The organism is Paenibacillus contaminans (genome assembly GCF_003285015.1).
Classification (GTDB): domain Bacteria; phylum Bacillota; class Bacilli; order Paenibacillales; family NBRC-103111; genus Paenibacillus_V; species Paenibacillus_V contaminans.
The window spans coordinates 95,534-114,418 of sequence record NZ_QMFB01000017.1; the positions used below are offsets into that span (position 1 = coordinate 95,534).

The window sequence follows — 18,885 nt, forward strand, 5'->3', positions numbered from 1 at the left end:
GGGGGACGCTATTGTTCAGAAGAGCGCAATCGCAGCGATTAACCAAGAAGGCTTTGCTGTTCGTCATCGTGTTCATCCTCATTCCGATGCTGATTATTTTCTGGTTTGCTTCCGGCCGGGCATCCCTTGCCATCAAGTTGCAGGTGGGGAAGGCTTTATCCGAATTAAACAAGCAAAATCATGCGACGATGGACAGGGTCATGGATGCCGTAGACCAGAAGCTTGTGACGATCATGAGCTCGGAGCTTATGCAGCAATGGAAAGACGATAACGCGATAAATACGGAACAGCGCGTACAAAAGTATATCGCAACGGAAAAGGTGCTCGCCAACTATTCCTCAAGCGTGAAATACTCCTTGTTCGTATTGACGAAACAGCCGGCTGATTATTACTTTGCCCCTTCTACCGATGTATCGGGCTCGGGCGTTTTTTTCGTTCAAGATATGGAGGGTAAGGCATGGCAGCAGCAAGCGGCGGAGGCAGACGGGCGGGGCTTGGTAGCCTTTATCGAGAAGTTCGGCTTTAATCCGAATTCACAGAAAACGATCGCCTATTTAAGAGCCGTCACGAATCTGTCCGACAGGGGAGAAACGATCAGCATACTTGCCGCGACGGAGATTGAAAATCTATTGCTTGCGGAAATGAAATCTATCGAGCTGCCGGAGCGGACAAGAGTATTTCTAACCGATTCCGGAGGAGCGGTGCTGGTAGGATCCGACCCGGGCGAATTATCCTTCTCCATGCCGGAGAGCGGCGAAGAACTGCTGCCGAACGTGTGGGTCACGAACAGCCATATGTATGTTTATCATGACAGCCCTTCGTACGAGAATCGGCTTGTTTATGAGATTCCGCTCAGTTCCTTGCTAGGCTCCTATAATGACGTTCAGGAAATTATCCAGATTAGCGCAATTTGCTATTTCGTCGTTATTTTATTCTTCTTGTTTTATTTGAGCAAATCTGTCTTGAGACCGATGGTGAAACTGGCAAGCCTCACCCGTTCTTATGTGCCGGGCAAAGAAATGGCTAGGGCTCCCGAAGAGGGCAGAAAAGATGAAATCGGCATTTCATACCGCTATTTCTATATGATGACGGAACGGCTGAATCAGTTGGTCAAAGAGAAATACGTTATGGAAATCAAGCAGAAGGAATCCGAGCTGATTTTGATGCACTCTCAAATCACGCCGCACTTGCTCTATAACACGCTAGACTCGGTATATTGGTATGGAATCCGGGGAGGCGTACCGGAAGTATCCGATATGGTCCGGGATTTATCGACGATGCTGCGGATCGGGTTAAGCCGCGGCAAAGAAATCATTACGATCCGCGAAGAATTGAATCACGTCGAAGCGTACCTGCATCTGCAGGAGAAACGGTATAACCATTCCTTTCACTTTCACATTCATGTCGAAGAGGGGATAGAAGGCTGCTTGCTGCCGAAGGTTATCATTCAGCCCCTCGTGGAGAACAGCATTCTTCACGGTATCGGGAAAATGGACGGGGAAGGCGAATTATGGATCGGCATTCGCGTGTCGGACGGCAATCTCCTCATAACCGTGGAGGACAACGGCTTCAGGCCGCTGGATTTGGAGAAGATTCACGCGCTCTTGTCGGGAACGGCCGATCCCGATAAGGGCTTTGGCATCCGGAATGTGCATAAACGGATCCAATTACGGTTCGGAGACGCGTATGGACTGACGTACTCGGTACGGGACGAAGGCGGGACGAAGGTTATAATCCGACTTCCCGTCAACCGTGCGGAAGATGAAATAGCGGCATATACGGGGTAATAATCCGGCCTCTATCCCTGCGCAAACGTTGACCCCCACCCACGCGCGCACAATTAGGACCTAGCGGCGATTTTTCCGGTAGGTTTATTTGTGTCTATCAGAAGCAATTCGTGGAAGCAGCTCTAAACCTACGGTAAACGCCGGCGTCAACGACGCCGGAAGGCGTTTATCCTTATCTGCAGAGAATCGATCATAAAGTGCGGAGGAGCCGTCATGGGATCGCCGAGCGGTTGTCTTTACAATAAGACGTATACAATCGCAGAAAGGATGTGGGGAGGTGTCCGCACAGGCCGCAAGGATACAGGAAAAACAGACGGGTAACCCGTTCATGAAAAAATGCAGGGATTACTTATGGGGCATTCTCTTCCTGATGCCGGCAATTATCGTATTTTGTTTGTTTCTCTGGACGCCGATCGCCAAAGGGGTCGTGTACAGCTTCATGAACGTCGATTTCGTAAGCGGCAGCACGTTCATCGGGCTGACCAATTACCGCGAGGTGTTATCGAACAGCGTACTGAGTACTTCCGTCTGGAACACGATCAATTATATGCTTTTATGCGTGCTGATCGGCTTCTGGGTTCCCAGTATCGTGTCGATTGCAATATCCGAGCTTCGGTGGTTTCAAGGAGCGATGCGTTTAATCGTGTATCTGCCGCATATCGTGCCGGCGGTCGTGCTTTACGGGATGTGGCAATGGCTGTACGATCCGCTCGGACCGGCGAATCAGATCCTGTCCTGGTTCGGCGCTCATCCGTTCATGTGGCTGACGGATAAAAGCATGGCCATGCTCTCGATCGTTCTCGCCGAAACGTGGCAGGGCTTCGGCGGGGCGACGCTCATCTATTTGGCGGGCATCGTAGGCATTCCCAAGGATTTATACGAGGCTGCCGAAATTGACGGTGCAGGCGTTCTGCAGCGCATTCGTTACATTACGATTCCCGGCATCCGCCACCTCTATATGCTTCTGTTCATTTTGCAGCTGATCAGCACCTCGCAGGGCTTCATGACCCATATGGCGCTGACGGGCGGAGGGCCGAACCATGCGACGCTGACGTATATGTATCAGATTATTAATGAGGCCTTTACGAACTTAAATTACGGAAGAGCTTCCGCGATGGGCGTTCTCATGTTTCTGGTACTCACTTCGTTATCGATCGTCCTTTATTACCTCCAAGGAAGGAGCAAACAAGCATGAGCAACCGGGAACGCAGTATCATGTCTTCTTATGATTTCAAAAAAAATTCGGTTCGCGCCGGCTACTCGGTCATGCTGCTTGCCCTGCTCGCGCTTGCCGTGACGATGCTGTATCCGTTCGGAACGACGATCCTCTCATCATTCAAAACGAAGCAGGAAATCTTCACGTTTCCGCCGAGCTTTTTCCCGAAGCAGCTGGAATGGAGCAATTACTCGGAAGGTTTTCTGTACGTGGATTTGATTCGGGCCTCATGGAATACGCTGGTCCTTTTTGCGGGAAATGCGATTATTCCTTTGATTATTGTAGGACTTGCCGCCTTCAGTCTATCCCAAATGAAGCTGCCGGTACGTAAGGGCATTACGCTATTTTTTATGAGCACGCTTATGATCCCGAGCGCCACCTATATGATTCCAAGCTTTCTGAATTTGCAGAGCCTCGGACTGATCGATTCCTACTGGGCGTTCTGGCTGCCTGCAGGCGCCAATGCCTTCAATATCATGCTGCTCAAAAGCTTTTTCGACGGCATCAACAAGGAATTATTCGAAGCGGCGCGGCTCGATGGAGCGTCGGAATTGCGCTGTTTTTACAAGCTTGCCGTGCCGATGTCGGTACCCGTTTTTTCGACGCTGCTTATTTTTTCGTTCACCTCGACCTGGAACGACTGGTATTGGCCGTCTCTAGTGTTGACGACGCCTGAAAAGTATCCGATCGCTTCCGTCGTGTACCGCAATATCGTCCAGTCGCTCAATTTGTCCTGGAACGTCAAATTCAGCGTGCTGACCGTCGTCATGGCGCCGCCGCTCGTATTCTTTCTGATCTTCCAGCGCAACATTATGCACGGGCTTAACCTTTCCGGGATCAAAGGATAGTCCAGGTGGATTCGTCATTACAATCCTTGGATCCGTCATCGATTTCGATTTTACGCCCAAGTATGATGAATTTGTCATCCATTACTCATAAATAGGAAGGGGAACCACAAATTGAAAAAGAAATCTATCGGCATCATGTCGATCCTCGCGCTGTCGATGGTCGTATCCGCCTGCGGAGGCGGCGGCAATAACGGAAATTCCGGCAGCAATGGAAGTGCGCCGACGAAGGAACCGGCATCGAGCCCTAGCCCTAGCGCGGCAACCAAGGCACCGCCGCAGGTCACGATGACCGTTCAGTTTCCGAAGTCCGACAATCTTGCGGCAATCGATATGGTGAACAGCAAGATGAAGCGTTTTGGAGACAAATATCCGAACGTGACCCTGAAGAAGAACGACTGGCAGTATTCACCGAATGAAATCGGCATCAAGATGGCCGCTCATCAAGCGCCTTCCTGGTTCCGTACGCCGGCTACCGAAGGCAAGACGCTGCTCGAACGCAAGTGGCTGACGGATTTGACGCCGTTCCTGGCGAAGTATGCGCATGCCAATGATTTTAACGAAAAACTGACAGGCCCGTTCAAGATTGACGGCAAAATGTATGCGGTACCGGCCAACGGCTATATCATGTCCGTCATGGTCAACAAAAAGCTGTTCGAAGCCAAAAACGTTCCGCTGCCGACGCCTGACTGGACATGGGACGATTTCTACGCGGCGGCTAAAGCGACTGCCGATCCAGGCAAAGGGATAGCCGGGTTCGCCATGATGGCCAAAGGCAATGAAGGCGGCTGGAACTGGACGAATTTCTTGTACGCGGCCGGCGGTACCGCGCAAAATGTAGCCGGCGGCAAAGTAACGTCCGCCTTCAACTCCGATGCCGGCGTCAAAGCGATGGAGTTTGTGAAGAAATTAAGATGGGAAGGCGATGCGCTCCCGCAGAACTGGGCGTTGAACTACGGCGATGTCTACAATTTGTTCAAGCAGGGCCGGGCGGCAATGGTATTGGGCGAGAAGATCGAGGACTCGGTCAACAACGGCGGCATGAAAAAAGAAGATCTGATGATCCTGCCGATACCGTCGATGGCGAAGGGCGGCGATCATACGGGCGTGCTGGGCGGCAACTATGACGTCGTCAATCCGCAGGAAACGCCTGACGTGCAGCAAGCGGCATTCGATTATATGACGTTCGATTTGTTTAACGACAGCGAGGTCACGGAGCTGAAACGGGTTCTGGACGAACGGAAAACCAAAGGCCAGGTGTACCTGTACGGGGCTCCGGCTTATTACAAAGCGGATTCCGAGCACGGCAAAAAAATCGCGGCGCTCGTCGATCAATATCCGGATAACGTCTACCGGTTCGATCCGCAAGTCGCCAAGCTGATGAAGGGCGTTCCGGAGCCGTCGTATAACGGCCAAGATACGTATGCGGCTTTGACGAATGTTCTGCAAGAGGTGCTGACCAATAAAAATGCGGACGTCAAAGCACTGCTTGACGCCGCGGCGAAGAAGTTCGACGAGGAAGTGCTCTCCAAGGTGACGGTACAGTAGAGTTTACGGCCGGTTTTCTTCAGGCAATGCGCGGTTTGAAAGAGGATTCCTTAAGGGATCCTCCTCTTTCCGCATGCGTTTTGACCGCGGCGATGCAGCGCAGCATGTGGCCGACCGATCGCTGTCTTGCAGCGGAACATCGTGCACGGGAGCTGCGCGCGATGCGAAATAGGCGTCATACGCAGCCGCAATCGCGCGGTGTGCAGCACGGCGGCGGGTGCCGTATGCTGCGGCAATCGCGCTATGTAGCGCGGCAATGAGTGTCGTACGCTGCGCAAACGCGCCATACAGCGCCAATAAGTACCTTATGCTGCCCCAACCGCGCCATACAGCGCAGCCGCGGGTACTTGAGAAGCGCGGCTTGAAACCCGTATTCCGCTGGCTGGAGGGTGTGGCGGGGAGAGAAAAGGCAGGAACAGGAGGCGGCAGCATGCTGACACGAAGACGGTTTGCGGATACGATCACCGGGCTGCCGATACTTGCGGTCGGGTGCGAAGGAAGCGATACGGCGCATCATTATATGACGGCAATGACGTGGCTGTCGGACAGCCGGCACTTGATCGTGCACTCGAATATCGAGCGGGCAACACGGACGGGAAGCGTCGTGCGCTTCGATACGGAAACGGGAGAGTCGCAGGTGCTTGAGGAGGGCGGTGAATGGGGGCGCGGTGTCGTTTCGTGTGACGACATGCTCTATTTGTTCGACCGGAACGAGCTGTACGTTATCGATGCGTGGAGCGGTGAACGGCGCACGGTTTGCAGGCTGCCGGAGCATTGCTCCTTCGACGGGCCGCTTTCGATCACGAACGACGGCAGGACGCTCGGCGTTTATTGGAGCGAACGCAATGAGGGGCGAGAATCGCAGGGAAGTTGGAGCGAGCGGAATGAGGAGCAAGAGTCGCCGGGAAGCTGGCTATCTGAGGCAGCGGAGTCGAGGGTGGTCGAGTGGGTGATCGGTACCGTCGATACGGTGAGCGGTGAGGTACGCGAAGCGGCCCGCCCTAAGTTCGACGAGCCTTATCCGGTGGCGAATCATGCGATGGTCAATCCGGTTGACCCGGAGCTTGTGTTTTATTGCCATGAAGGCGCGACGGAGCATGTAGCGGATCGGCTATGGGTGGCCGATATTCGAACAGGCGAATCTAGCAGCGTTTTTCCGCAGAAAAGGGATGAAAGCGGGCGGCTTTTGGAGTATGTAGGGCACGAAATATGGGCGATCGACGGAAGCGGGCTCTATTTCGTGAAATATGCGCATAGTCCGGATAAACCGACTGGCGTTTATTTCACGGATAAGCGGGGCGAGCGGCATGCATTCCTGAACGGCGATTACAGGTACTGGCATGTCGGCGTCAGCCCGGACGGCCGTTACGCGGCTGCGGATACGCAGGAGCCGGGAAGATCCCGAATCGTGCTGATCGATACGGCGACGAAACAGTCTAAGCTGCTTTGCGAGCTGCCGTGCCGCGGCGTTCATCCCGGTCACCCGCATCCGTCGTTTAGTCCCGACAGCCGCAAGGTCACTTTTACCTTCTCGGATGAGCAAGATACGCTTTGGGTCGGTATGATGGACATCGGCGATTGGAAAGAGCTTGGCGGAAAGGGGGGATAGGCTCAATGTTGTCAGGTTAGGCAACTGCAGTCCCCTCCGTTTGGCTCACCACTGAGCGTTCGAAACCACGTGCCAATAGTCGGGGGAGCTGCTGGAGTAGGCATTTACCCACTTGGAGAGAAGGAGAAAGCGAGGTGTTGCGCTGGAGTCCGATTTTGCACAATTGGCGTGAGAGAGAAAGCGAAATAGTGTGCTGGAGTCCGATTTTGTCAATTGGGGTGAGAGAGAAAGCGGATTGGTGTGCTGGAGTCCGATTTTACCCAATTGGCGTGAAAGAGAAAGCGAGGTATTGCGTTGGAGTCCGATTTTGCACAATTGGCGTGAGAGAAAAAGCGGATTGGCGTGCTGGAGCCCGATTTTGCCCAATTGCAGAGAGGGTTTTCGCAGCGAGATGGTAAAAACCGCTCTGTAAGCGGGTGTTATCGGACTGGAGAGGCAGACAAGGGCGATGCCCCTGCTCCAAGGGGGCAAAATCGATTTGCGGGATTCGCTCATTCGAAGGCGGGGAGATGAAAAGGATGTACCGGTTCATCATGGCGCCGCAGGAGCAGCAAGGGGGAACATGAAGGGGCAGGAACGTTTATCCTAGACGATTTCGTGCAAGCGCTTACTTTGATGTGCAGGAATGGCCGCCGCTCTCCGGCAGGCCGGAACAAACGGTCGATCGCCGTCATGCAGCGCCTTATCGCAGTAATGGGAGCAACGCGCGGTGCGTTTCGAATAGCGACAGGCTGGAAGACGATAGATAAGGGAGTGAACATGTTGATATTGAAAAAGTGGATGGTAAGCTGCGTACTTGTTTTCCTTGTGACGATTTTGCCTGTGAACGGATTCCTGGCGAGAGGGAATGAGACGGTTTATGCGGCGGATGAAGCGCTGCAAAACGTAATCGTCGGCGGCTTCGAGACGGATGACGAGGTTTGGAGCTTAGGCCTGGGCACTGAGGCACCTGGAGCGAAAGGCGAGTATGTGCGGGATGCGTCCGTTTCGAGCTCCGGGACGTTTTCCGGGAAGCTTCACGGCGATTTCAGCGCAGGCGGCAAATATGTGACGATCCGTAAAAAATTTCTGCCCCTGGACATGCAGAAGCTGACGTTTTGGGTGAAAACGGCGGACGCCGCTTGGATCACGCTGCGGATCAAGGATTCGAGCGGGCAGGTGCACCAGCAGAGGATTACCTTGGCATCAACCGCGAATTGGCAGAAGGTCGAGATAACCAAATTTAACGGCGGGTTAGGCTATCTCTATTTCAGCGGCGCGAATGACGGCAAATGGCACGGGCCCGCTCAGGAGCTGGAGTTTTTGCTGGAAAAGTCCGGCTTGAACGGCGGTAAATCAAGCGGCGATGTGCAGTTCGACGATATAACGGCGGCGGTTCCGCAGCAGGCGCCCTTATGGGAAGCCCCGATCGGGAGCTTCGAGAATGCTTTTGATATATGGAAGCTAGGCCTCGGCACCGACTTCCCGGGAGCCAAAGGCGAATATGTGCGGGATGCGTCCACGTTCAAGGCGGGAGCCTATTCCGGCAAGCTGCGGGGCGATTTCAGCGGCGGCGGCAAATATATCACGCTGGGCAGAAGCTTTGCGCCTATCGATATGCAGAAGCTTGAATTTTGGCTCCAGACAGCGGATGCCGCCTCGATCTCACTGCGCGTGAAGGATGCGACCGGACAGGTGCATCAGCAGAAAATATCTTTAGCGGCTACTTCAAACTGGCAGAAGATAGAGATCTATAAGTTTGACGGCGGCACCGGCTATCTATATTTCAGCGGGGCAAACGATGGCAAATGGCATGGTCCCGCCCAGCAAATCGAATTTTTGCTAGAGAAGTCCGGTTTGACCGGCGGCAAATCTAGCGGAGAAATCCGGCTGGATAACGTTGTCATGACGGCTTCCCTGCCTGATTTATCCGTCCAGCAGGTTCGTATGGGCAATATTTTCTTGGAAAACGAGCCCGTGGCCTTCCAACTCGCAACCAAGGGGGATACGGTTAGCTGGAGCGTATATGATCATTTGAATCATAAGGTAGCGGAAGGAAGGGACGGCGTCCAAGGCGGGCTTCTGAATTTGACGATTCCGCTGCAGCGGCTCGGTTATTTTAAACTAACGCTTGCTGCGGAGAAAGACGGCCGGACGATCAAAACCGCGGACGTTTCGTTTGCCCGTTTAACCGATACAGATCCGACCGCGGCAGCGAGCTCCCCGTTCGGTATATCGACGCATCTCGCATGGGAAAACCCTCAAGGATGGACTCCTGAGTTAAGCGAGCTGCTGCGCAGGGCTGGGGCTAAAAACTTTCGCGATGAAATTCCATGGGAAGCGGTCGAGTACGAAAAAGGGCAATACCGGAAGCCCGCGAACCGCGACGCCTATATGCAGCGGACGCAGCAGGACGGCTTGAAGCCGTTCATCATTTTGGACTATACGAATCCGTTCTACGATCAGAACAGTACGCCTTATACGGATGCGGGACGTCAGGGATACGCCGATTACGGGAAGGCCTTGCTGGATCTGTACGGAAATCGGATCGAATGGGTGGAAGTTTACAATGAATTCAACGGCGGCTTCGGAGACAGAGGCAACGGTCCCGCGGACTCCCGTCCCGATTATTATTACAAGCTGCTGAAGAAAACCTATGAGACGATAAAAGCCGCCAGACCGGATGTTACGGTTGTCGGGATGGCAACGGCCGGAACGCCGCTAGGCTGGATGGAGGAAGTGTTCAAGCTCGGCGGGCTTCAATATATGGACGCCGTATCGATCCATCCTTACCAGAGCCAAAGACCGCCGGACGGTATCGTAGACGCCGCGCGTAATGTGCAAAGCTTGATCCGTCAATACAATCAAGGGCAGCTCAAGCCGCTGTGGTTTACGGAGATCGGTTGGCCGACGTATAACGGAGGCATAGGCATTACCGAAAATACGCAAGCCGATTATGTGGTACGCACGCATGTCCAGGCGCTGGGAGAGGGCGTCGAAAAAGTATTCTGGTACGACTTGATGAACGACGGCATGAAAGCCGACTATCACGAAGAAAACTTCGGTCTCCTTCGGAATGCGAACGACCCGCAAGGACAGTTTACGCCGAAGCCTTCTTATGCGGCATATGCGGCGATGACGAGAGAATTGATCGGCGCTCAATTCGTAGAAACGGAAAACATCGCTGCCGGTATTTCCAGCTACAAATTCGCTAAAGACGGCCGGAGCATAAGGATCGTCTGGGCCAATGCCCCCGTCCAGGCAGCGATTCATACGGATTCGGCGATTCAAGTAGCGGATATGATGGGGAATACCGAAACGTTTACGCCGCTAGACGGCAAAGTGTATGTAACGCTTACCGGAGAGCCGGTCTACATCAAAAGCGACATTGACGGCATTTCGGCCGATTCGACGTTTGCTCTTACCGGGGACGAGGCGGTAACGGGGGAACCCGTCGCGCTGAAGGTGGAGATGAACAATGCCGAAGCTGCGCCTCTCGCCGTTTCGTTCGACGTGGAAGGGGCGTCCTTCTCCTTGTACGCGGAAGCCGGTCAGACGGCATTGCAGCCGTTCGCCCTGCCGGGCTTGGATCGGGAAGGTGTCCGGTATGTAACCGGAGATTTGACTGTAAACGGGGGGAAAGTCGGAAGGCTGAAGCAGGCTGTCCAGACGCTTCCATCATACGGAGTCCGCATCATTCCGGTTATAAACGATGTAAATACGAAGAGCGAAGCGCTGAAGGTGCAGATACGCAACCATTCGAACGTACAAGAGTTAACCGTCAGGAAAGCCGATTGGCAGCTCGGGACCATAACCGGCAGCCAGGAGCTGACGGCGGCGGTCATTCCGCCGGGCGCAGAGCGGACATTCGATATACCGCTTGCGGGCTTTGATTACGGCGTCACTTACCAGACCAATGTGACGGTTCATTTTGACGGAAAAGAGCCTTTCGTTTATGAAGGGAAGTTCGATTTCAACCCGGTTCTTCCAGGAACCGTGCAGGTTGATGGAACGGCTGATCCTGTCACCATAGCGTCGCCGCCGCTCATCGAGCTATCCAAGGGAACCAAAAAGCTGCAAAATTATACGGGTTCTTCAGACTTGGACGGCAGCGTCTGGTTGAACTGGGACCAGGATCAATTGTATTTGACAGCGGCCATCAAAGACGATATCCATTTCGCTCCCGCCGGCGGAGAAGAAATTTGGAAAAACGACAGCATCCAATTTGCCGCGATAGCCGGTATCCCCGGAGAGAACCTAGGGTGGTACGAATACGGAATATCCCAAACGCCGCAAGGGCCGCAAATTTATCGATGGATGACGCCCGATTCTACCAACAAGGGACTTGTTGCGAACGGATCCTTGCAAATCGCGCGGGACGAAGAACGGAAAGTGACGGTTTACGAGCTGGCGCTCCCCTGGTCGGAGCTTGCGCCGATAAAACCCGGCAAGGATGGAGTCATCGGCTTCTCGCTGCTTGTCAACGACAACGACGGTAACGGCAGGAAAGGCTGGATCGAATGGGGTTCCGGAATCGGGGAGGCGAAGGATCCCAAAAAGTACAGAACTATTCAGTGGATCAAAAACCTGTCCGCCCCTGTCATAACCGTCGAAGGGGTTTTGAACGGGGAGAGCTACACGGATGCGGTTGTTCCGGTCGTGAAGGCTGAAGATGAAGACGGCGATCTGCAAACCGTCCGGATCTTGCTGAACGGCGAAAGCTGGACGTCCGGTACGCCTGTAACCGGGAAGGGGAGTCATATTTTGTCCGTGCAAGCTTCCGATCAGGCAGGAAACAAAACCGAGCAAACGGTTTCGTTCAAGCTTTATCACAGCACGATGTTGGCAGCGTCGAACGCAGAGGGGAAGCTTAATGACACGGTAACGCTGCGAGCGTCGCTGCAGGATAAGAACGGCCAAGCGATTGCGGGAGAAAGCGTGTCCTTTGCCGTAAACGGGAATGCCGTCGGAAATGCGGTAACCGACGCGAACGGGGCGGCGACGCTGGACTATACCATCCAACTGGCGGCGAACGCCGATCAGGATACGGTTTACCCGTTGCAAGCATCGTTCGGCCGAAACGATGACGCGTATTTGCTTGGCAGCGAGGTTAGCGGAGAATTGACGGTCAAGCGTACGCCTCCGCCGAATCCGGCGGAAGCTCCCGGCAAACCGTACTTGTCGGATGACAACGGGCATGATACGGGGATTATGGATGGGAGCTATTCGGTGAAGATGAATATGTGGTGGGGGAACAACGGCAGCACCTATAAGCTGTACGAAAATGACGTCCTGATCGATACCCAAACGCTTACCGCTCATTCGCCGAATGCCCAATCAACCGTCACGTCCGTAACGTATCGGAAGAACGGTACGTACCGCTACTATGCGGAGCTCGTCAACCCATCGGGCACGACGAGAAGCGACGTTCATACGGTAACGGTCACGCAAGCGGCGCCGGCCGTTCCCGTTCTTTCCCAGGATAATTGGGACGGCGACGGAAACTACAAGGTCTCCATGAATATGTGGTGGGGCACGAACGGTACGACGTACCGTTTGTACGAGAACGGCATGCTGATCGATACGCAAACGCTTAGCGATCGAACGCCGGGCGCGCAGTCGGCAGTAACGGCTATCGCCAACAAACCGATAGGTACGTATGAGTATCAATGTGAGCTCGTCAATTATGCCGGAGCAACGGTCAGCGGGAAAATCGTTGTGGTTGTAACGAAGAGGTAATGGACTTCTAGCAATAGCAGAATGTAATGGCTATAGAGATTGAACGAATAGGATGATAGAATTCCGAAACGATGAGCAAAAGCCTCCAAAACCGCTATGTAAGCGGGGATGGGGGCTTATTTTGCATATTGCATTAAACAATAGTATAATACGGGTGTTTAAAGTGGCCTAGAACATTGCCGATTCCTACTTCCAAGATGTTTGGAAGGGAATTTTAATAGAGAGTAGGGGGATGACTACCATCGTCACCAAGCGGAAAATCAAACAGATTTTTGCCAGATTTCCAAGCTGGTCGCAAGAGGATATCGCCAGTTTGACTTTCGAATTGACCGAGAGGAGAAAAAGCCTCGTTAATACGATTAACAATCATAACGCCAATCAAGTGCGGGACAGAGGGCAGCTTGAGTTTCAGGTGCATCTGCTCGACGAGGGCTTGAAAGGATTGCTAGTAGGCAAGTATAAGAGCTCGCCGGAGTACGAGCTGCTGGAAACGTTGTTCGACAGCTATCTGAAGAGAGACGGAAGGAAAGTAAACACAGGGAGAAGATGAAAAATGGGAGTCTAGCAAAGTTCGTGTTATCTCCCGACGTTCCCCTGCGGAAGAACGAGGACGTGGAGAAGCGAACGAACTGGAAAACATGCGGCTATTTTCAGGTACAAGGTGAGAAAAGGGTGTTGAACAGAGTAGAGCAGCGGCATAGAGAGCGGCGGTTATATCCGGTAGTTCCTCTGCAGCAGTTGGATGTCTTTAAGAGGGGCTGATCATGTTTGCAGAAAATTAAACAGCTGTATAATACATATGATAGTGTAAGAGTTAGTCTTCGTCCTTCATCCTTCAGAGCTATAGATGCTTCTTCATGTCGCCGATGACTTGCGTCCTTGAAAACTAGTATGGAAAAGGCTGCTGCTAGTAAGGCCAGCCGCGATATCTCCCACAGAACACCCATGGACTGGGGGATAATGAGGCAGAGGTTACTATTGACGGGGCAAGCCTCGCTATACGCTCGCCGAAAACCCATGTTCTGGAGGCATAATGAGGAAAAGGTTACTATTAGTGGGGCTAGCCTCACTATTTCTAACCGAAAACCCGTGTTCGGACGAGTTAGTGAGGCAAACGTAACTATTAGTGAGGCAAACGAAATTGATAGTTGCGTTTGCCTCACTAGTGGGCAAGAACGAGCATTTTACCTGCGAAATAGTGAGGACAGCCTCATGAACAATAAGGTTTTCTCCACTAATCGCACGTCCGCGTAACACATCAATCCCTTAGATTAAACTTGACCCGTACGAGTACCTTGACCGCATCAAATGCAAGGTTTGGGTGCTCGTGGCCTTATACGAACCGTCCCTTTCCACTGCGGATTCTCTCATGAAAAGTGCGGGCAGCAAACCTTAGACCAAACGCGGTCAAGGTACCAGCATGTAAGAAAGACCTATAAACTGCTTGTAATGGCTTCTTTGGCCTCCAGTAAAGCCGGCAGATGCGGATTGACGCTAACCGGAATACCGATTTTATCGGCGCTATTTTTAAGGGCGAGGTATGCCTTCTTCGAACCCACCGCAATCCGTGCAGGCTTACGGCCGGTCTGCTCGAGAAATTCGAGCAATTGCGCTACATATTGTTCCCTGCAGTCCGATTCTTCCGTTAGCTTGACATCCATAATCATGGACGTCTCCTCGCTTACCCACAGACAAAGACGCGGAAAAACGGCGCGTTCTCCTCTTTCGCCGATCGGCAAAGGGGCATAATCGAAGTCGGATTCCCAAATGTCTTGCAGCGGCTTCAACCGTTTCTTCAATTGCTTAAGCCGGAGCTCGTCCGGGTATGTATACGGCTCAATAAAGTTTCCTTCCACATGCCAGGGGAGCCACTCATCATGCCAACCTGTCCCGTTCTCCCCAACTTGATGGACGCGGTGCAAACGTTTCGCTCCGGTCTCATCATCGGCTTCGTCGTGCTCGAAATAAAGGTTATGATTTTGGCGAAAACGCTCCGCAACCTGGATCGTTTGCTCCAGCGCTACGGTCAGGAACCTTACCTGCGGACCGTTCAAGGTCCAGGTCGAAAGCCCCGGTTCGTAGCTGCGGAACATCGGCCATTCGCCGGCACCGCGAAATTTATAGCCAAGCTCGCGGATTATGCTTAGGTCTTTTTTATCCAGCGCCTGACGATCTTCGAAGGTTAGCGAGACGACTTTCGCGCTAAACAGAAGCTCTTCATTGTCATCGCCCAACTGACCGGCCGGAAAGTCTACGATCTCCTTAAGATAAGAGGCTGCCTTCGGTCCGAGATAAACATTAAGACCAAATTCGATTCCGCCCGAGCCCATTATCACACAATAGCCGATCTCACCGGTTTCGGGATTCGTAATGGCAAAATAATCGTCGTTCGACATCCACTCCCAGCTTTTAAGCCGCTTAAACGCAATTGCAGCTTCATACAGCCTTCGCCATTCTTCCAATGCACCTTCTAAATTGCCCATCTGATGTCAGCCCTCCAGATCTAATGGTTTATAGAAATTATGGTGGAAAAATGTCGAAAAAACAAGGCCGCCGACAGCAAACAAACCCGACCTGGCACATACCGGGTCGGGCTGCTGCAAGCGAGACTTGGCACCGCTCGCAATTATGCTGGCGCGGTGCTTCACCAAAAGGGGTGGTCGGGTGACCACCCCTAAATGTTAAACCATGATTTTGCACAAATCATTGGTGAATTCGACAGGATCCTGGAGCGGCAGGCCTTCGATCAGAAGAGCTTGGCTGTACAGCAGGCTCGTGTAAAGCGCGAGCTTCTCTTTGTCGTTGGCATGAGCATCCTTCAAGGACTGGAAAACCGCATGATTGACGTTGATTTCCAGCACCTTGGAAGCTTTGACGTCTTGGTTGCCCGGCATGGCTTTCAGGATTTTTTCCATCTCGATGGTGACTTCTCCTTCGGTGGACAAGCAGACCGGATGGGATTTCAGCCGCTTGGACGCTTTGACCGCCGTTACTTTATCGGACAAAAGGCCTTTCATCGACTCGAACAGATCCTTGTTGTCGTTCTCTTCCGCGGAGTCTTGCTTGTCGTCTGCATCCGGTTCGATACCGAGATCGCCGCTCGAGACGGATTTGAATTCCTTCTCCTTGTACGCCATGATCATTTTGATCGCGAATTCGTCGATATCGTCGGTGAAGTAGAGGATTTCATACCCTTTATCGGCTACGATCTCCGTCTGCGGAAGCTTCTCGATCCGTTCGATCGATTCTCCGGAAGCGTAGTAGATGTACTTCTGGTCTTCCGGCATTCTCGAAACGTATTCCTCCAGCGTGACAAGCTTCTTCTCTTTGGAGGAAGTGAACAGCAAGAGGTCCTGCAGCGTTTCTTTATTCGTTCCGTAGTCGCTGTATACGCCGAACTTCAGCTGTCTGCCGAACGCTTTGAAGAACGTTTCGTACTTCTCTCTTTCGTTTTTGAGCAAGGTTTGCAAATTGTTTTTGATCGAGTTTTTGATGTTTTTGGCGATCAGCTTCAGCTGGCGGTCATGCTGCAGCAGCTCTCTGGAAATGTTGAGCGACAAATCCTCCGAGTCGACCATCCCTTTGACGAAGCTGAAATAGTCCGGAAGCAAGTCCGCGCACTTGTCCATGATCAGCACGCCGTTGGAGTAAAGCTCCAGGCCTTTTTCGTATTCCTTCGTATAGTAGTCGAACGGCGTATTTTCCGGAATATACAAAATAGCGCGGTAAACGATCGAGCCCTCTGCGTTGATATGAATATGCTTCAGCGGCTTGTCGAAGCCGTAGCGTTTCTCGGCATAGAAGTTCTCGTAGTCTTCTTGCGTAAGCTCGTTCTTGTTTTTGCGCCAGATCGGAACCATGCTGTTGATCGTTTGTTCTTCGACGAATTCCTCGAACTCGCCTTCGCTGTCTTCCTTCGGCCGTTGGCTTTTGACATCCATCTTGATCGGGTAGCGGATGAAATCGGAATATTTCTTGATGATCGCCTTCAAGCGATACTCTTCCAAATACTCGTCGTAGCGGTCGTCCTCGGTGTTCTCTTTAATTTGCAAAATAATATCGGTACCCACTTCAGCCTTCTCGCATGGCACGATCGTGTAGCCGTCGGCGCCTTCGGACACCCATTTGAAAGCTTGATCGCTGCCTAGCGGCTTGCTTATAACCGTAACGGTATCCGCGACCATGAAAGCGGAGTAGAACCCGACTCCGAATTGGCCGATGATGTTGTGGCCGTCTTGAGCTTCATTCTCTTTCTTGAAGGCGAGGGAGCCGCTTTTGGCAATGATGCCGAGGTTATTTTCCAAATCCTCCTCGGTCATCCCGATCCCCGTATCGGAGATGGTCAACGTGCGGCTTTCCTTGTCGGCCGTCAATTTCACGTAGTAATTATCTTTGTCAAACACCAGCTGGTCGTCGGACAGCGCTCTGTAGTAGATTTTGTCGATGGCATCGCTGGCATTCGATATGAGCTCTCTCAGAAATATTTCTCTCTGCGTATAAATCGAGTTGATCATCATTTCGAGCAGTCGTTTCGATTCGGCCTGGAACTGTTTCTTGGACATGTGGGGCTCCTTTCGATTTCAAAAAATGATGAGGGCGGCTTTGCTCATGCTGTTGGCACTCAAAACGCTAGAGTGCTAATTTACTTTTTATATACCATTCCTAATTTTTAATGTCAATAGTAGGGAGAGAATTCGTCCGGGCGGGGCGTTCATATGATGGACGGGAGTAAGCTTTTTCCATGCAAAAAGGGGTCGTATGCACAGTCTGCCGGCTGCGGCGTGATGTATAATGAACGTGTACTGTCGAAATTTGCAACTTGAATCTGGCAGCGCACGTAAGAAGAGTAGGGGGAATGCTCTTATGAAGAAAATCATGATTGCGATTGTATGCGTTACGGTCGCTCTTACGCTTTCGGGCTGCAACTGGTTTTCCAACGAAGCCGGAAAATTCAAGAGCGCGCTGAAAGGCAGAGAGGCCATTATCCAGACCTATGACGAGGACAGCAATATTATCGACCGGATCGAGGGGAAATCGATCGATATCGGCGCCAATAAGAGCTTCGAGATCAAGGACAGCTCGGGCGAAACGGTATCCAAATCGGGTGTCATGAGCCTGACGGTCGGCGGCAAAACGATGATGCACGTAGGCAGCTCGCTCATTCTCGCGGAAAAAGGACTTACGAACGTGTTCGAGGAATACGCCAAAACGAACGACATTACGAGTCATGACCGCTCCGTTCCTTTCGTCAACCGAATGGTTAACGGCGTGAAAAACCTGACGACCGGCCAGAAGCTGCTCATCCTCATCCGCTCTCAAACCGGCAAACCGCTCGCTACTTTCGCCGGCAAGGACGTTTCGTATTTCACCACCGACATCGATAAAAGCACGGGTTTTATTATCGACGGCAAATATTTGTTCGTCTACCGCTGCGATTATACGGTTTACGATTTGGCGCTGCTCGATAAATAAGGCATTGCGGGATGGGATGGGCCGTCTCTGCGGTCAAGGGACTTTGGCCGAGAAAAGGAGAAGATGGCGTGATGATTTCGCTGTAGCCCAGAATTGGTGCAGGTTGAACCACATACGGCATTCTCATAATATCCTGAAATTCAGATCGGTGCGCGCACCGGTCTGCGAATATCCAAAAAGAAGTTTTCAAATCCACCGCCAAAGTGGAGCTGAAAGCTTCTTTTTTTCTGCGGCAAACGGATTAGCCTAAAGTCAACGGTGAGGGCTTGTTTGTGTTTCTGAAAATGAGGGATTTCAGCTGACAGTAGAGGAAATTCGGAAACCGGCTGCGATAGAGACCCCTGTGTACGCTGCAGTCCGAATTTGCCCGCTTGGAACAAGGAATTCGGGTTTCCCTTACGTTGTAGTCCGAATTTACCCGTTTGGAGAAGGGATTCACCGGTGTGCCGCGCCCCAAAGCCGCTGCAAGCGGTTATTTTCGGACTGGAGGCAATAAAAAGGAACGAAACTCGATTTTAATTGGGCTAAATCGGACTGCAGCTCGACAAGCGACAAGCGAGTCGCCATGATGATTGCCATCCCGAAAAACGCACGCGAATTCCCTCATTTCCCCTAAACAAGGATGAAAATGCACAGAAGTGGTGATAATTTGATTGTCCCGGAATTGTTTGGTTAGGCCGGACGAACAGT

The 18,885-nt window shown here is 52.3% G+C and carries 10 protein-coding genes; 8 read left to right on the forward strand and 2 right to left on the reverse strand.

Annotated features, from left to right (window positions below):
* Positions 1 to 11 precede the first annotated feature (11 nt).
* From DQG23_RS25855 to DQG23_RS25890, 7 genes are all read left to right on the forward strand, one after another.
* Positions 12 to 1,787, forward strand: a complete 1,776-nt coding sequence (locus tag DQG23_RS25855; protein ID WP_113033932.1) for a cache domain-containing sensor histidine kinase — start codon at positions 12 to 14, stop codon at positions 1,785 to 1,787.
* A gap of 328 nt (positions 1,788 to 2,115) precedes the next feature.
* Entirely contained in the window at positions 2,116 to 2,982 is an 867-nt protein-coding gene (locus DQG23_RS25860; protein WP_113033999.1) for a carbohydrate ABC transporter permease, read from the forward strand.
* Positions 2,979 to 3,851: a carbohydrate ABC transporter permease gene (locus DQG23_RS25865; protein ID WP_113033933.1), complete on the forward strand. Its 873-nt coding sequence runs from the start codon at positions 2,979 to 2,981 to the stop codon at positions 3,849 to 3,851. Before DQG23_RS25860 ends, DQG23_RS25865 begins: the two co-directional genes overlap by 4 nt.
* Positions 3,852 to 3,962: 111 nt before the next feature.
* A complete protein-coding gene (locus DQG23_RS25870; RefSeq protein ID WP_238178029.1) occupies positions 3,963 to 5,396 on the forward strand; it encodes an ABC transporter substrate-binding protein in 1,434 nt (477 codons plus the stop codon).
* A gap of 430 nt (positions 5,397 to 5,826) precedes the next feature.
* The gene (locus DQG23_RS25880) at positions 5,827 to 7,005 is read left to right on the forward strand and encodes a TolB family protein (protein WP_113033935.1); all 1,179 of its coding nucleotides are present in this window, start codon (positions 5,827 to 5,829) and stop codon (positions 7,003 to 7,005) included.
* 759 nt (positions 7,006 to 7,764) lie between these two features.
* Positions 7,765 to 12,723, forward strand: coding sequence for a sugar-binding protein (locus DQG23_RS25885; protein WP_158560688.1), 4,959 nt, complete (start codon positions 7,765 to 7,767; stop codon positions 12,721 to 12,723).
* A gap of 232 nt (positions 12,724 to 12,955) precedes the next feature.
* Positions 12,956 to 13,273 carry a hypothetical protein gene (locus DQG23_RS25890; RefSeq protein WP_113033937.1) on the forward strand — a complete coding sequence of 106 codons (318 nt, stop codon included), beginning with the start codon at positions 12,956 to 12,958 and terminating at the stop codon, positions 13,271 to 13,273.
* Positions 13,274 to 14,156: 883 nt separating this feature from the next.
* Here DQG23_RS25890 and DQG23_RS25900 read toward each other — a convergent pair.
* A complete protein-coding gene (locus DQG23_RS25900) occupies positions 14,157 to 15,206 on the reverse strand; it encodes a DUF7309 domain-containing protein (RefSeq protein WP_113033939.1) in 1,050 nt (349 codons plus the stop codon).
* Positions 15,207 to 15,404: 198 nt separating this feature from the next.
* Positions 15,405 to 17,285: a molecular chaperone HtpG gene (gene htpG / locus DQG23_RS25905; protein ID WP_113033940.1), complete on the reverse strand. Its 1,881-nt coding sequence runs from the start codon at positions 17,283 to 17,285 to the stop codon at positions 15,405 to 15,407.
* A 301-nt stretch (positions 17,286 to 17,586) separates the two neighbouring features.
* Here htpG and DQG23_RS25910 point away from each other — a divergent pair, with 301 nt between their 5' ends.
* Positions 17,587 to 18,195: a DUF5052 family protein gene (locus DQG23_RS25910; protein WP_113033941.1), complete on the forward strand. Its 609-nt coding sequence runs from the start codon at positions 17,587 to 17,589 to the stop codon at positions 18,193 to 18,195.
* The last annotated feature ends 690 nt before the right edge of the window (positions 18,196 to 18,885 follow it).

Excerpts from the sequence above, each read along its gene's own strand:
- DQG23_RS25860 (WP_113033999.1), top strand. The coding sequence starts at position 2,116 with ATGAAAAAATGCAGGGATTACTTATGGGGCATTCTCTTCCTGATGCCG.
- DQG23_RS25880 (WP_113033935.1), top strand. The coding sequence starts at position 5,827 with ATGCTGACACGAAGACGGTTTGCGGATACGATCACCGGGCTGCCGATA.
- DQG23_RS25885 (WP_158560688.1), top strand. The coding sequence starts at position 7,765 with ATGTTGATATTGAAAAAGTGGATGGTAAGCTGCGTACTTGTTTTCCTT.
- htpG (WP_113033940.1), bottom strand. The coding sequence starts at position 17,285 with ATGTCCAAGAAACAGTTCCAGGCCGAATCGAAACGACTGCTCGAAATG.
- DQG23_RS25900 (WP_113033939.1), bottom strand. The coding sequence starts at position 15,206 with ATGGGCAATTTAGAAGGTGCATTGGAAGAATGGCGAAGGCTGTATGAA.
- DQG23_RS25890 (WP_113033937.1), top strand. The coding sequence starts at position 12,956 with ATGACTACCATCGTCACCAAGCGGAAAATCAAACAGATTTTTGCCAGA.
- DQG23_RS25865 (WP_113033933.1), top strand. The coding sequence starts at position 2,979 with ATGAGCAACCGGGAACGCAGTATCATGTCTTCTTATGATTTCAAAAAA.
- DQG23_RS25910 (WP_113033941.1), top strand. The coding sequence starts at position 17,587 with ATGAAGAAAATCATGATTGCGATTGTATGCGTTACGGTCGCTCTTACG.